This is a genomic window from Lentzea sp. CC55 (genome assembly GCF_021056325.1).
Taxonomy (GTDB): Bacteria; Actinomycetota; Actinomycetes; order Mycobacteriales; family Pseudonocardiaceae; genus Lentzea; species Lentzea jiangxiensis.
On the sequence record NZ_JAJCXE010000019.1, the window covers coordinates 163,676 to 178,022 of the forward strand.

Genomic DNA, 14,347 nt, shown 5'->3' on the forward strand with positions numbered 1-14,347 from the left:
CGATGTCCCGCGTCTTCGCGCTGAGCCCGAACCAGGCCGACAACGACTCGATGCTGACTGCGCTGGCGCAAGGAGGTGCGGTTCAGCAGGTCGTGCTGTCGACCGGTCTCCGGGTCTGGGTCGTGGCTCACCACGCCGAGGCGAAAGCGGCCCTGCTGGACAGCCGGCTGAAGAAGGATCCGGCGACGCTGTCCGACCCCTCGCACCTGTTCGACGGGGGACGGCACCCCGAGGACAGCTACGCGGTGCTGGGCCGGCACGTGCTGAACACCGACGGAGCCGACCACCGCCGTCTGCGGGAACTGCTCACGAAGTGCCTGGCCCCCAAGGCCGTCGATCGCCGCCGCCAGCGGATCACCGAGATCATCGAGACCTCCCTCGGCACCCTGGCCGCCTCGGCGGCGCCCGACCTGGTGACCACGTTCGCCGCGCCGGTTTTGACCTCCGTGATGAGCGAGGTCATCGGAATCGAGAAGACCCTTCTCGAACGGTTGCTCACCGCCGTCCGGACCGTCATCGGAGGCGCGGATCCGCGGAGCGCGGAGGCCCGGGAAGCCGCGGACGCGCAGCAACAACTCATCCTGGAGGCGATCGACGACCACGAGCGGTTCCCCGGCACGGACACGCTGCTGAAGCTGGCTTTTCGCGACTACCGGCCGCGCGGCAAGCTCAACCTGGCCGAGGTGATGTCGATGGTCGCCCTGACCGTGTTCGCCGGAACCACGACCTCCACGACACTGCTCGCGCACACCGCCGCTCTGGCGTCCACCCGGGAAGACCTGCTCGAAGCGATCACGGCCGGTCCGGCGTCGTGCTCGGCGGTGCTCTCGGAGGTCCTGCGCCGGTTCCCGCCGACGCCCTGCGCGACCTGGCGGTTCGCCGCCGAGGACGTGGAGGTGGGAGGGGTCACGATCCCGCGCGACGCCACCGTTCTCGTGGTCGTCGCCGCCGCCAACCGGGATCCTCTGGCGTACCCGGACGCGGACCGGCTCGTCGTGCCCCGCCCCGGCAACACCGGTCACCTCGGCTTCGGGCACGGCCCGCACTTCTGCGCGGGTGCCCCGTTGGCGCTCACCACGGCGAACATGGCGTTGCCCGCGTTGTTCGCGCGGTTTCCGCGGCTGTCCCTCGCCGTCCCGCTCGAGGAGCTGCACTGGACGACGAACCTGGGTGACCGCACCCTGTCCTCCGTGCCGATCCGCCTTCGACCCGATGAGCGACCGGCATGAGGGTCGAGCGCACCGTCCGGATCAAAGCTGCGACGACGTGGCTGCCCGACGCGCGTTACACGGCGGCGAGTGCCGTCGCCGCGGGTGCGATCACCGAGGAACAGGCCGCCGGGGCGGCGTGCTCCGAGGTGCCGGTCGGCGCCGCGGTGCCCGCGTGGTGGATGGGGTCGCAGGCCGCTCGGCAGTGCCTCGGCGACCACGGGGTGGATCCCGCGGAGATCGACTTCGTCGCCTACGCGGGCATGACCCCGGAGCAGGAAGATCCCTGGTCGCCCGCGCATCGGCTCGCCAGGGTGCTCGGCGCGTCCCGGGCAGTCGCGATCGGGCTGGCCCAGATGTCGAACGGCGGAGCCGCGGGAATCGGCTGGGCCACCACCTTGATGCAGGCGGACGACAGCGTCCGATACGCGTTGTGCACCACCGCGGGCAACTTCAGCGCGCTCCCGTACGACCGGTGGCGAACGGCTCCCGCCACCGTCTTCGGGGACGGCGCGACCGCCGTTCTCCTGGGACGCGACGAAGGCCCGCTGGCCATCCGTTCCCTCGGCTCGGCCGGCCGGCCGCTGCTCGAGGAGACCTTCCCGGCCTTCCACCCGTTCCGCCCGCTGCCCGAGCCGGTCTCCGGCCCCCGGGAGGACGCGCTGGGGTTCGCGTCGAACCTGAAGGGGTCCCGCGAGGTGATCCAGGAGGCCGTCGGCATCGCCCTGGCCGACGCCGGTCTGGCGGACGACGACACGGCCCGCGACCGCATCGCACTCATCTCGTCGAACCGGCTGGGTGCGCAGGTGACGGACCAGGTCGTGCGGCGTGCTTTGCCGCGGGCGCTGCGCGACCGCTACCGCGCGTTCGGGGCGGAGACCGGGCACCTCGGGGCCGGGGACCTGCCGGCGAACCTGGCGGACATCCTGGCGGGTGACCTGCTGGGAGCCGGTGAGTGCGCGCTCTTGATCGGCACGGGCGCCGGGGCGACCGCCTGCGCGATCGTCGTCGAACGCGAGTAGCCGGGACGGCGAACCAACAGGTCGAAGCGGCCCTCGACCACGTCGAGCAAGCGCGGATCCTGTTCCAGGGAACCGGTTCTCAGGCGCAGAAAGGCGAGCTGCGGGACCTCACGGCGTACGCCTGCACCAAGATCGGACGCTACCGCGAGGTCGTCGAGGTACAAGGAAGACCCGAACTACTACCGCGACGGCTTCAAGGGCGAGGTGCAGCGCACGCAGGACCGCATGTCCCTCGCGATAGACGAGCTGAACAGGCGTGGCGCGGCACGGGCCGAGGCGAACGGCACGACGTACACGCCGTTTTCCGCGGCGGACATCTCAGGCGATCTCCGCATGGTGGTCGACCTGCCGTCGGCCAAGCGCGACAGAACACCGGCCGAGTTCCAGATCTGCATGTCGTGCCAGAAGATCATGCTCACCTACGAGCGCATCTTCCCGAACATGCGCCTGGAGGTCGTCAATCGAGCTGGAGAGAGGCTCTACCCGCTGTGAACCAACCGACTGACAACCCCGGTGAGCGCATCGACGCGATCTTCGAGCGCGTGTGCGCGAACGGTCTGCGGCGCGGGTCCGTGGCTGGCGCGTCCGACGACCAGATCGACCAGATGGCCGCGGAGCAGGATGTGGACCGCGTGCCCGAGGCGGTGCGCGAGGTGTTGCGCATCATGGGTGTCCGATCAGGACTGTGGCTCGCCGGCACCGCGTTCGGGGTCGAGGCCATGACCGCCGAACGCAAGCGGCACGTCGTCGCCACGCTCACCAACCTCGAGCACGAGCTGGTGGACCCGCGCGGGCTGCTCGCGCTGACAGCGCACCAGGGGTACGCCTACCACGTCGTCGACGGCGCCGACCTGGACCAGGACGACCCGCCCGTCTGGGACGTCGTGGAGGGTGAGGGCGCGCGCAGGGCGTGGGACCGCGTCAGCGACTGGTTCGCGGGCACCGCGCCGAACGTCGCCGATCTGCGGGACGTGCTGGAGATGATGGAGGAGATGGGCAAGCAGCCGCCGAAGTGGGCCGAGTTCGTCGAACCCCGCCAGTCGTGACCGTCTTTTCGTTGTGCGGCAAGGAGTGAAGCAGGTGCAGTTCGACATCGCGATCGACGGGGACAAGGCGTTCCGGATCGGGCCCGGCGCGGACGCGCCGGTCGAGTCGCTGCTGGGCGCCGAGATCTGGCGTGTCACCGCCGAGGGCGCGAGGCTCACCGATCTGGATCCGTTGCAGGGCCACGTGAGCGACGAACGGCTGGTCGTCGTCCGTGAGCTGCCGCCGCTGCCCGGCGTGTGGCCGCAGTACCCGTCGCTGCCGCCCGGTGACACCACACCGCGCACGAACACCCCGGTACTGGACCGGGTGGAGAAGGCTCTCGTCGAGCTCGCCCCTGAGGGCTGGCACCGCGTCGAGCTCCACTTCCGTGCGCTCGGCCGCCGCATGGAGTACGAGGCGACGGTCACCCTCGACGGCACCACCCGCACGTGGGCGCCGCCCGCGATGGCCGGTCAGTGGCTGCACCGGTACCGGATGCGCGAGTTCCGCAACAGCCTCGGCACCTGGTACACCGGCAGCCTCACGTTCGCCCGGGACGGCGAGACGATTCGCGAGTTGCAGTTCGACGACCCGCCGCAGTGGCGGGTCGAGACGTCCCGGGAGGAGCACGCGGCCGACGAACTGCGCCTCCTGCCGCGACGGCCGGAGGCGGTACCGGACTGGATGTGGCACGCGGCCGGCAAGGCCCAGCAGAGGGGACGTGTCCGGTCCTGGGACCCCCCGCAGGAGACGGCCAAGCTCGACCTCGCGCGCGCGTTCGACGTGATCGAGGACGGCAGGGGCGTCTGGTACCGGCCGATGGTCGGGGGCAGGGAAGCCGCTCTGCTGCTGCGGTACCTGGAGAACGCGCCGGTCGTCCTGTCGTCGCGCGGCTCGGCGGTGGACCTCGTCACCGGCGGCGAGGAGAAGGTCGTACCGCTCGGCTACCAGACCGACGGCCGCTGGGTGTGGCCCGCGAGCGTGGTCCACCACCTGGACAAGCACGAGGTCCCGCCGCCGTGGGAACTGGTGGACCACATCCGCCAGCAGCGCTACGAACTGCCCGTCGTCCCGGAGATCACGAAAGCGCGCGCGGCGGCGCTCGCGATGGGCCGGCCGTTCAGCGAGCAGCAGGTCGAGGCGGCGCGCCGCAAGGCGCTGGAACCGCTCTGGCCGTTGATCACGCGCCTGCAGACCAGCCCGCGCTTCTACAGCCTGGACGGCCACCGCGAGCAGGCGTGGTGCCTGGTCCGCGACGGCGACTTCTACGAGGTCTACTGGGTCGGCGATGAGGTCGAGGAGAAGCGGGAGAGGTTCGCGGACGTCCGCAACGCGGTCGCCTACCTGGCGGGCCAGCTCGTCCTGAACCAGGACGCGCTCGGGTTCGAGCTCGACGAGGAGCTGCCCGCGTGGCAGTCGCCGTTCCAGGTGATCTCCGAGCTGGACCCGCCGCTCGACACGATGACCGGGGTGCGGCTGACCCAGGTCGAGGACCTGTTCGTGCACCGCTACGGCGACCACGACGGCAACCTCGCCTACGAGAGCCCGATCGAGTCGGACCGCGAGCACCACCTCTACCGGCTCAAGGGCCCGTGGAAGCTGATCACCGCCGTCACCTCGGAGGGCGTCCGCGCCTACGTCCTGCCGAAGCCGTTCACCGAGTACCCGGACCACATCGACGACTTCACCCTGCACCCCGGCCTGCCCGAGGTCACGGACTCGCTGCGCGAGCAGGCCCGCCGCCAGGTCCCCGACGCCTGGCTGTGGTGCGCCGACCCCGAGGTCAACCCGAACTTCATCGACGGCATCCCGGACGCGACGCTGTTCGGCGCGTACGCGGTGGGCCCGGACGGTGAACTGACGGGCGAGACCTACCTGAACCCCCACTACCGTCCCGGTCCGCGGCGGCGCGGTTTCCCCGAGCCCCTCGCGGACCTGGACGTGGTGCTGGGTTACGTCGCGGCCGGGTGGGCGCCGCAGCACCGTCTGCTGACGGCGGTGCTGGAGGCCAACCTGATCGTGGAGACCGATGGGCAGGGCAACCTGCGCATGGGGATCACGGCGGACGGGCAGCGCTTCGTGGCTGTGTGGTCGGCGCCGGGGCACGTGCCGGGGGAGGTCGTGGCACCGATGCAGACGACGGGACGTGAGCTGGCCGCGGTGCTGGCGGGTGGGGTGCTGGTGATCAACCCCGGTGGGCAGCTCGGCGTGGAGCTGCCGGGTGATGACCTGATCGCCGCGCTGAACGCCTGAGTCGCGCCCCGGTGGTCCGGTGGCGGGCGCCTGGGTGTGACGCCAGGCGCCGGCGGCGGGCGTGGTCAGCTCCCGGTGGGCTCCAGCAGGATCAGCGGCACCTCGCGGTTGCCGGCCTCGGCGGCACGGGCGCGGAAGTCGGCGAAGAACGGGTAGAGCTCGTCGGTGTAGGCCAGCCAGCTCTCCCGCTCCGCGCCTTCGGCCACCCTGGCGGTCATCAGCCGGCGATCGGGGCCGTCCTGCAGCTGCACCGTCGGGTGCGCCACGAGGTTGTGGAACCAGCCCGGGTTGCGGGCCTGGCCGCCCGCTGCCGCGCCGATGGCGTAGACGCCGTCGCGCTCGATGCGCATCAGGGCGACCTTGCGCAGCTTGCCCGAACGGGCGCCGCGCATGGTCACCACGACCACCGGGCCGCCTCCCATCGTCGCGCCTTCGCGGCCGTCGGTGCGCTCGTACAGCTCGACCTGGTCGCGGGTCGCTGCGTCGGCGCCGGGGACGTACTCACCGTCGAGCAGATCCTTCGTCATTTCGGACAACTTCCTTTCACAGAGGCGTTTTCCGGCTTCTCCGGTTTCAACCGGTCACCCGGATCACGGTCTTCCCGGTGGTCCGGCCGCTCTCGGCGAGGGCGTGCGCCGTCTTCATGGTCTCGGCGGTCAGGCCGTCCAGCGCGGTGGTGACGATCGGGCGCAGCCGGCCCGCCGCGACGTCGTCCGCCGCCCCGGCGAGGATCCGGCCCTGGCTGGCCACGTCGCCGCCGGCCACGATCTTGCTGAACACCATCTCGCTGTGCAGCGACAGCGACTTCGCCGTGAACGCGCTCAGGTCGAGGGGACCGGCGAGGTCGGTGTGGGCCAGGTGGCCGAAGGGGCGCAGCACCTCGACGATCGCCGCCAGGTGGCCGCTGGTGCCCGAGGTCGAGAGCACCAGGTCGACGTGGTCGATCCCCGCCGTGCGCAGCTGTCCGGCCAGGTCGCCGCGGTGGTCGACGACCAGGTCGGCGCCCATCGCCGTCACCCACTTCCGCGACTCGGACCGTGAGGCCGTGCTGATCACGAAGGCCGGTGTCCTGGCCTTGAGCAGTTGCGTGGCCATCGACCCGACGCCGCCGGCTCCGCCGATGACGAGCACGCGGCTGACGCCGGGCGGCAGGACGTCCTGGTCGCGGAACAGCGATTCCCAGGCCGTGAGGACACCGATGGGCAGCGAGGCGGCGTCGGTGAACGCGAGCCGGTCCGGGATCTTGGCCACCACCCGGTGGTCGACCGCGACGCGCTCGGCCCAACTGCCGTCGCGGGTGAAGTCGCCGGTGCCCATCACCCGGTCCCCGGCCGCGAACCCGGTGGCCGCGGGCCCGGCCGCGACGATGACCCCGGCGAACTCCCAGCCGAGCACGAGCCGTCCGCCGGGCTCGGCGCCGCGCGTTCGCCGGATCGCGGCTTCGCCCGGGTTGATGCCGATCGCACGGACTTCGACGAGCAGGTCACCGTCGCGCAGCCGGGGTTCGGCGACCTCGGTCAGGGTGATGGCGAACGCGTCGAGCTCGTGCGCTTTCTCGTAGGTGAGCGCCTTCACGGCTTCAGTCCTGCCTCAGGGCGTGCAGCGCCGAGAGCGGGCCGCCGATCTGCATCAGGCGGCCGCCGTCGCGCAGCGTCCCGGCGTCGACCGGCGCGAATCCGATGGTGTCGGCGACGGTGTGGAAATCCGCCTTGGCGGCTTCGTCGTCACCGGCGTAGAACAGCAGCTGCCGCCCTTCCGCGTGCCGGGGGTCGGCGGCGATGTACGGGGCGTGGAGGGTGTTGAAGGCCTTGACCACGCGTGCGCCCGGCGCACGGTCGGCCACGAACTCGCTCGCCGTCTCCACCCCGAGGTCGGCGGGGGTCGGCCGCATCGACTCGAGGTTGTTGGTGGTGTCGACCAGGATGCGGCCGTCCCACCCGGACAGTCCGGCCAGCGCGTCACCGACCTGCGGCCACCTCACGGCGAGGAAGACCATGTCGGCGGCGGCCGCTTCCCCGGTCGTGCCCGCGCTCGCGAGCGGTCCCAGCCGGGTCACGACGTCGAGCAGGGTGTCCGGGCCGCGGCTGTTGCTGAGCATCACCTCGTGGCCGGCCGCCACGAGGTGGCGGGCGATCGCCTGCGCGACCGTCCCGGCGCCGATGGTTCCGAAGTCCATGACCGTCCCTCCAGTCTTCGATGACATCCGTCATCATTAATTATGATTGTGGACGTCATCATTGACTGTCAAGCCGGACTCCTCCCCGTGGACGCCCGGTTTGATGATGGCTATCATCGGAAGCGATCTCGCCAGGAAGGTGGTCGGCGTGCCCCGCATCACGCAAGAGCAGAAGCGGCTCAATCGCGAGAAGATCGTCAACGCCGCCGGCGCGGGATTCCGGCTGCGCGGCATCGACGGCGTCGGCATCGAGGAGCTGATGAAGTCGGCCGGCATGACGCACGGCGGGTTCTACAACCACTTCGCCTCGAAGGACGACCTCGCTCTCGAAGTCCTCCACCAGGGCTTCACCGACTCGCTGGCGGCGCTCGGCGCCATCCGCGAAGCGCATCCCCGCTCGGCGCGCGCGGCCCTGCACGACATGGTCGACGAGTACGTCAACGCCGAGCACCGCGACCATCCGGAGATCGGCTGCGCCTCGGCTGCCTTCGTCACCGACGCCAGCCGCCACGGCGCCGCCGCCCAGACCGAGTACCGGCGCGGACTCGACGGCTACCTCGCCGCCATCACGGACATGCTGCTCGACCGCGCACGCCAGTCCGGCGCCGAGCTCGGTGCCGCCGAGGCCCGCGAGCGCGCGGTGGCGATGTTCAGCCAGATGGTCGGCGCGCTGGTCCTCTCCCGGGCGGTCGCCGACGCCGCCCCCGACCTGTCGGACGAGGTGCTGGCGGTCAACCGGCGGCGGCTCAAGAAGCTGTGACCGCCCGGCGGGCGATGGGTCTCGCACCGTCCCGGTGCGGTCAGGGGTGTCCCGTTGGCGCCGGCCACTCGCGGACGTGCCGGCCCAGGTCGCTCTCCGGGGTGAGGACCACCGGGTCGCCGCGGCGGGCGGCCGTCAGACCGCCTGCCCGGCGCAGCGCCTCCGGCGGGTCCAGGTCGCGGACGAACACGAGCGTGAAGATCTCGTCGAGGAACGGGCCGGGACCGGCGTCCGCCCAGGACAGGTCGTGCTGGTCCACGTGGTCCCCCGGACCGGTGAGTGACGCTCGTCGCTCACCGTGAATTCGAGTCGTGCTGTGGTCAACGCCTAGGGTGCTGCATGTGTCGTAGCGCGGCCTCGCCTGGTTGCACGGGTGCTTCCAGGGGCGCGGTCGCCGCCCAGGACAATTGCTCCCGACCGTTCAGCTCCAGGAGGATTGTTGATCCACAAGTTCTCGGTTCGCTCCGCGGGTGTCGCGGAGCCCGACATCCGCGAGCTCGGCCGATCGTGGGAGCTCGACGACCTAGAGGTGTGGCGCGACTACTACGTCGAGTTCGAGGGTGCGCCCGAGCCCGCCGCGCTGACCGCCGTCGCGCAGGTGCTCGGTGACCAGCTCGACGTCGAGGTCTCGGTGGACCAGCCGCTCGAGCCCGGCGCCGTGCAGGTCGCCTACAAGCGCGGCGTCGTCGACAACGAGAGCGACTCGATCATCACCGTGTGCGCCCTGCTCGGCGTCAAGGCGCGCGCGGGCAAGGTCGCGACCAGCTACAGGTCCGCTTCGCCGCGGCTGCGCGACCTCGTCGTCGCCACCCGGTTCAACGCGACGATCGAAGAGCTGCACGACGAGGAACCGCACTACGACACCCTCGTGCCGCAGGGGCACTACGAGTCGGCCGCGAAGTTCGACCTGCGCGGACTCGACGACGCGGCGCTCGCCGAGCTCGGCACCGCCGGGGGCCGCAACCTCTCGCTCGCCCAGATGAAGCACGTGCAGCACGTCCAGGTGACGCTCGGCGACGAGCACGTCACCGACGTCCTGCTGGAGGCCCTGGACGCGCGCTGGAGCGACCACTGCGCCCACACGACCTGGAAGTCGCTGGGCAGCCTGCTCGGCAGGCTGGTCCAAGCCGCGAAGGACGTGGACAACCCGAACGTGCTGAGCATGTTCCACGACAACGCGGGCGTCTGGGACTTCTACGAGGGCCACGCCATCGCGATCAAGGCCGAGACGCACAACGGCCCGTCGGCGATCTCCGGCTACTTCGGACAGCTCACGAAGCTCGGCGGCGTGCTGCGCGACATCCTCGGCACGGGCCTGTCCGCCGACCCGATCGGCAGCTTCGAGTACACGGCGATCGGCGAGCCCGAGGCGCCCGCGCCGATCAAGGGCCGTCCGGACGCGCGCAGGCTCGCCGGCGAGACGATCCGCGCGATCAAGGAGTACGGCAACACCTTCGGCGTGCCGATGATGTCGTCGCGCATGACGTTCCACCCGGCGTACCGCGCCAAGCCGTTCGCGCTCGGCGGCAGCATCGGCCTGCTGCCGGTGTCGGCGGCGCAGCGCGGCACCCCGAAGCCCGGCGACTTCGTCGTGCTCATCGGCGGCCTGACCGGCAACGAGGGCATCCACGGCGCGTCCGCGAGCTCCGCCGGCGCCACGATGGACACCGCGGCCGTGCAGATCGGCGCGCCGCTGGAGCAGGTCAAGTTCCGCAAGGCGCTGGTCGAGCTGCGCGAGGAGGGCTGCCTGAGCGCGCTGACCGACGTCGGTGGCGCGGGCCTGAACAGCGCCGTCGGTGAGATCGGCGAGGCGTGCGGCGTGTGGATCAACACCGCGCTGGTGCCGCTGAAGACCGCGGCGCTGCCGATGTGGCGGATCCTGCTGTCGGAGTCGCAGGAACGGATGCTGCTCGCCGTGCCGCCGGAGCACCAGGAGCGGGCGAAGAAGATCCTCGACAAGCACATGGTGCGCTCGACGGTCATCGGCCGGTTCGCGGACACGGGTCGCTACCACGTGTTCCACGCCCCGGACCTGACCGAGGAGGCCCTCATCGCCTCCGCGCCGGACGCCGTCCCCGCCCACCAGGGCGAAACCGGCTTCGACGTGGCCTACGACCTGCTCGACCTCGAGGTCGAACGGGTCGAGGTCGGCCCGCCGCCGCGCCCGGCGGGCGTTCCCGAGTGGCCGGAGCTCGCGCCCACGCAGCTCGCCGGGCTGCTGGAGGACGTCGTCGCCGACGCCGAGGTGGCCTCACAGCACTACGCCGACTCGCAGTACGACTCCACGGTCCAGGGCAACACCTGGTACGGCCCGCACTACGGCACCGTGCACTCGGTGCGGACGGCCTACTGGGCGGGCACGCCGGTCGCGGGATCGCCCGCCGCCGCCGTGCTGAACACCGCGTTCAACCCGTGGATGTTCGACGCGGACCCGGTCGCCGCCACGCGCCAGATGTTCTGCTCGGCCATCGCGGGCCAGGTGCTCGCGGGCGTCGAGGTGAAGGACATCTGCATGTGCGACAACTTCTACACCCCGCACCTGTCCCCGCACTGGCGCGAGTGGCTCGTCGGCATGGTCGACGAGCTGGCCGGCCTGGTCCGCCACTTCGGCGTGCCGCTGATCTCGGGCAAGGACTCCTCCGCGGGCTCGGTGCAGACCGACGAGGGCCTGGTCAGCGTTCCGCCCGCGGTGTTCCTGTCCGCTCTCGGCAAGGTCCCGCACACCGACCGGCTGCTGCGCGAGCAGTGGACCACGCCGGGCAACGTGCTCGTGCGCGTCGGCCTGGAGACGCCGTCCCCGGTCGGCACGGTCGCCGCGCGCAAGCTGAGCCTGCCCGCCGGCGCCCTCGACGACCTCGAGCTCCCCGCCGTCGACAGCTACCTGACCGCGCTCGCCGCGAGCAGGAACCTGCTGCGCAGCGGTGCCCGCATCGGCGCCGGCGGCGTCGCGGCCACGCTCGCCCAGGGCGCGCTGGCCAGCGGCATCGGCGTGAAGCTGGAGTCGGGGACGACCGAGTCGCTCTTCGCCGAGCACCGCGTCGGCGCCGTCGTCGAGGTCGCCCCCGACGACGTCGCCGCCCTGCCCGCCGAGCTCTCGCCGGTCGTCCTCGGCACGCTCGAAGGCACGCTGGAGGGCACCGGGATCGTGCTCGAAGGCATCGACCTGTTCGCCCCGGCCGCGCGCGACGGCTGGCTCAACTCGTTCACGGCGAGGATCGCATGAAGCCGACCGTCAACGTCCTGTACCTGCCCGGCACCAACTGCCAGGAGGAGACCGTCCGAGCGTTCGCCGAGGTGGGTGCGGAGCCGCGGCTGCGGTTCGCGGCCGACCTGCTGGCGGGCACCGAGCGGCTCGACGACGCCGATATCCTCTGCATCCCCGGTGGGTTCTCGTTCGGCGACCACCTGGGCGGCGGCGCCGTCGCGTCGGTGCTGCTGCGCAGCCACCTCGCGGACCAGTTCGAGACGTGCCGCACCCGTCCGCTGATCGGCATCTGCAACGGGTTCCAGATCGCGGTGCGCGGCGGCTGCTTCGGCAAGGTGGGCCTGAAGGTCAACAGCGCCGGCACGTTCCGCAACGAGGAGAACCAGCGGCACGTCGTCGACGGCGACAACGACAGCCCGTGGCTCACCGGCCTCGGCGGTCAGACGCTGACCTTCCCGTGCGCGCACGGCGAGGGCCGGTTCGACCCGGGCAGCGAGACCTCCGGCTACCGCGTCGCGCTGCGGTACGAGAAGGACTCGAACCCCGACGGGTCGTTCGAGGACATCGCGGGGGTCACGAGCGCCGACGGGCTCGCGTTCGGGCTCATGGACCACCCCGAGCGGGCGGTCGACCGCGAGGTGCGCCTGGCGTTCTTCGAGAACGGCGTGCGCGCGGTCAGGTAGTGGTTCCTGGTGCCGGCCCCACCGCGCACGCGGGGGCCGGCACCATGGCCGCGGTCCGGCGGCCACGGCAAGTTCGTGATCGTGAAAACACTCCTGGTCGCGGCCGTGGTCGCGCTCTCGCCCCTACCGCCGCCACAGCCGGAGCTGCTGCAGGCGGCCATCTCCGACCTGGAGAACCCGGCGGCCACGTCGGCTCAGCTGCGGGTGTCCGGCAGTGCGGGCGAGTGGTACGGCACCGCGGGGGTCGCGGACCGGCGGACGCGGTGCGCGGTCCGGCCGGACGACCGGTTCCGGATCGGCAGCGTCACCAAGGTGTTCGTCGCGACGGTGGCCCTGCAACTGGTCGCCGAGGGCAGGCTCGACCTGCGGACTCCCGTCCGGCAGCACCTGCCCGCCTTGCCGGAGGCGTTGCGGGACGTGGAGGTCGGTCACCTGCTCGACCACACCAGCGGCATCCCGTACGAGGTCGGCTTTCCCGACCTCGGCACGCCGGAGAAGGTGCTCGAGCACCGCTGGGACCGGTACGCGCCCGACCGGCGGCTGAAGATGATCCCCGCCGTCGAGCCGATCTTCACCCCCGGTACGAGGCAGGAGTACCGGGGCATCAACTACGTGCTCGCCGCGATGGTCGTCGAGAAGGTCACCGGCCACGGCTACGGCCACGAGGTCGAGAAGCGCATCGCCCGTCCGCTGGGCCTCACCAGGACCTACGTGCCGGGCCGGTACGAGACCAGGATCCGCGGCGCCCACGTCCACGGCTACCTGGACGTGCCGGGCAGGGGGCTGGTCGACGTGAGCGAGTTCAACACGTCGAAGTCCTACGGCGAGGGCGACATGATCTCCACCACCGGCGACCTCACCCGGTTCGCCGAGGGGCTCTTCGGCGGCGAACTGCTGCCTGCTCCGGTGCTGGACAAGATGTTCACGTTGCCGGACGTATCCATGGTGGACGGTCGCAAGGCCGCGTACAGCACGGGGCTCCAGACGTTCACGATCAACGGCGTCGAGGTGTGGGGCAAGACGGGGGAGCAGTACGGCTACAACGCGGGCCTGTTCTCGACGCGGGACCGGCAGCGGCGGATCGCGTACTCGTTCACGCCGGTGGCGCGGGACGCCACGCAGCAGCAGATGACCCTGCGGATCGCGAACGCGGCGACCAGCCCCGCGGTTGATCGGCCTTGATCCCGTCACGCTTGCCGGGGGAGTCCACGTCGTGAGGGCTCGCCGGGCGCGCGAGTCACCCCTTCGTGCGCCCGGCGAACTGTCCGGAGGCGACACCCTCATCGCGCGAAGGCCCAGCACCTCCGGCACCTCGTCGGCCTCGCGCTGTGAGCACCTACTCACGGTAGTGGCACCCGCGGTCCCCCATAAGGCCGAACCGCCGTCCCAGGCACCATGGATTTCCACTGTGGACCGTCGAAAAAGCACTGTTCAACTGTGGGAACACGGTTGCCCGGCTCGATTCACCCGTTGTGCGGACGGGTGGTGATCACCCGCTCCGGTGGATTACCGCCGTCACTCGGGGTGAGAACGAGTGAGGTGCGGATCGGCGTCCCGGAAAGGGGGCCGCGCCACGGCGGATTCCATCTCGAAGCGGGCAATCGACGAAATCGATCGTCAATGGACGAATCAGCACCTGTTCGCGGAAGGACAGGTGATCGGGCGTCCGGTCAATGACACGAGCGGACGAAAAGCGGGCCGAAAACGGCGAAATCCGGACCGTTCTGTGGCGGAGACCACTGCGACCTTCTCCGGCGGCGCGCCGGACTCCAGGCGGCGGACCGGCGTTCGTGCGTACGCCGAGTGGCGCCACGGCCATCCGGCGCCACCGCCCGCAGGCCGGTCCGCCCCATCGTGACCGGCGAATGAACTGCGGCGATCACGCTGAGTCGCGGTGTTCGGCACGCGAATTCACCAATAGGACGCAGTGACGGAAAGCGACGCCCGGACGTGCTGCGTCCCGCTGGAACGTCCGGGTATGTCGTTGTCAAGTTGCCGGTGATTAGCCGCCGCG

13 protein-coding genes are annotated in these 14,347 nt (G+C 71.1%); 9 read left to right on the forward strand and 4 right to left on the reverse strand.

Annotation, left to right across the window (positions count from 1 at the left end; genetic code table 11):
* Positions 1–2: 2 nt before the first annotated feature.
* The 5 genes from L6E10_RS12470 to L6E10_RS40765 all read left to right on the forward strand — a co-directional run bounded on the left by L6E10_RS12470 (position 3) and on the right by L6E10_RS40765 (position 5,509).
* The gene (locus L6E10_RS12470) at positions 3–1,229 is read left to right on the forward strand and encodes a cytochrome P450 (protein ID WP_236219663.1); all 1,227 of its coding nucleotides are present in this window, start codon (positions 3–5) and stop codon (positions 1,227–1,229) included.
* Complete coding sequence (locus tag L6E10_RS12475; protein ID WP_236219664.1) at positions 1,226–2,230, forward strand: ketoacyl-ACP synthase III family protein; 1,005 nt, start codon at positions 1,226–1,228, stop codon at positions 2,228–2,230. Before L6E10_RS12470 ends, L6E10_RS12475 begins: the two co-directional genes overlap by 4 nt.
* 225 nt (positions 2,231–2,455) lie before the next feature.
* Positions 2,456–2,722 (forward strand): hypothetical protein, encoded by a 267-nt coding sequence (locus L6E10_RS12480; protein ID WP_236219665.1) that lies wholly within the window; start codon positions 2,456–2,458, stop codon positions 2,720–2,722.
* Complete coding sequence (locus tag L6E10_RS12485) at positions 2,719–3,276, forward strand: hypothetical protein (protein ID WP_236219666.1); 558 nt, start codon at positions 2,719–2,721, stop codon at positions 3,274–3,276. The genes L6E10_RS12480 and L6E10_RS12485 overlap by 4 nt, the downstream gene beginning before the upstream one ends.
* A 34-nt stretch (positions 3,277–3,310) precedes the next feature.
* Positions 3,311–5,509 carry an SseB family protein gene (locus L6E10_RS40765; RefSeq protein WP_236219667.1) on the forward strand — a complete coding sequence of 733 codons (2,199 nt, stop codon included), beginning with the start codon at positions 3,311–3,313 and terminating at the stop codon, positions 5,507–5,509.
* Between the two features lie 65 nt (positions 5,510–5,574).
* On the opposite strand, the gene L6E10_RS12495 is transcribed toward L6E10_RS40765, so the two are convergent.
* From L6E10_RS12495 to L6E10_RS12505, 3 genes are read right to left on the reverse strand one after another with little or no spacing between them, the layout of a single operon-like run.
* On the reverse strand, positions 5,575–6,036 hold the full coding sequence (locus L6E10_RS12495) for a nitroreductase/quinone reductase family protein (RefSeq protein WP_236219668.1): 462 nt from the start codon (positions 6,034–6,036) through the stop codon (positions 5,575–5,577).
* 46 nt (positions 6,037–6,082) lie between these two features.
* On the reverse strand, positions 6,083–7,084 hold the full coding sequence (locus L6E10_RS12500; RefSeq protein ID WP_236219669.1) for a zinc-binding alcohol dehydrogenase family protein: 1,002 nt from the start codon (positions 7,082–7,084) through the stop codon (positions 6,083–6,085).
* Positions 7,085–7,088: 4 nt separating this feature from the next.
* Positions 7,089–7,685 (reverse strand): NADPH-dependent F420 reductase, encoded by a 597-nt coding sequence (locus tag L6E10_RS12505; protein WP_236219670.1) that lies wholly within the window; start codon positions 7,683–7,685, stop codon positions 7,089–7,091.
* Positions 7,686–7,833: 148 nt separating this feature from the next.
* Between L6E10_RS12505 and L6E10_RS12510 the strand changes: the two genes are divergently transcribed.
* Positions 7,834–8,445, forward strand: a complete 612-nt coding sequence (locus L6E10_RS12510) for a TetR/AcrR family transcriptional regulator (protein ID WP_236219671.1) — start codon at positions 7,834–7,836, stop codon at positions 8,443–8,445.
* Between the two features lie 40 nt (positions 8,446–8,485).
* Here the strand turns inward: L6E10_RS12510 and L6E10_RS12515 are convergent, their stop codons facing one another.
* The gene (locus tag L6E10_RS12515) at positions 8,486–8,704 is read right to left on the reverse strand and encodes a hypothetical protein (protein WP_236219672.1); all 219 of its coding nucleotides are present in this window, start codon (positions 8,702–8,704) and stop codon (positions 8,486–8,488) included.
* 180 nt (positions 8,705–8,884) lie between these two features.
* On the opposite strand from L6E10_RS12515, the gene L6E10_RS12520 reads away from it, so the two are divergent.
* The 3 genes from L6E10_RS12520 (at position 8,885) to L6E10_RS12530 (ending at position 13,515) form a co-directional block, all read left to right on the forward strand.
* Positions 8,885–11,668 carry an AIR synthase-related protein gene (locus L6E10_RS12520; protein ID WP_236219673.1) on the forward strand — a complete coding sequence of 928 codons (2,784 nt, stop codon included), beginning with the start codon at positions 8,885–8,887 and terminating at the stop codon, positions 11,666–11,668.
* Complete coding sequence (locus L6E10_RS12525) at positions 11,665–12,333, forward strand: phosphoribosylformylglycinamidine synthase subunit PurQ (RefSeq protein WP_236219674.1); 669 nt, start codon at positions 11,665–11,667, stop codon at positions 12,331–12,333. The genes L6E10_RS12520 and L6E10_RS12525 overlap by 4 nt, the downstream gene beginning before the upstream one ends.
* An 81-nt stretch (positions 12,334–12,414) precedes the next feature.
* Positions 12,415–13,515, forward strand: a complete 1,101-nt coding sequence (locus L6E10_RS12530; RefSeq protein ID WP_236219675.1) for a serine hydrolase — start codon at positions 12,415–12,417, stop codon at positions 13,513–13,515.
* Positions 13,516–14,347: the final 832 nt, after the last annotated feature.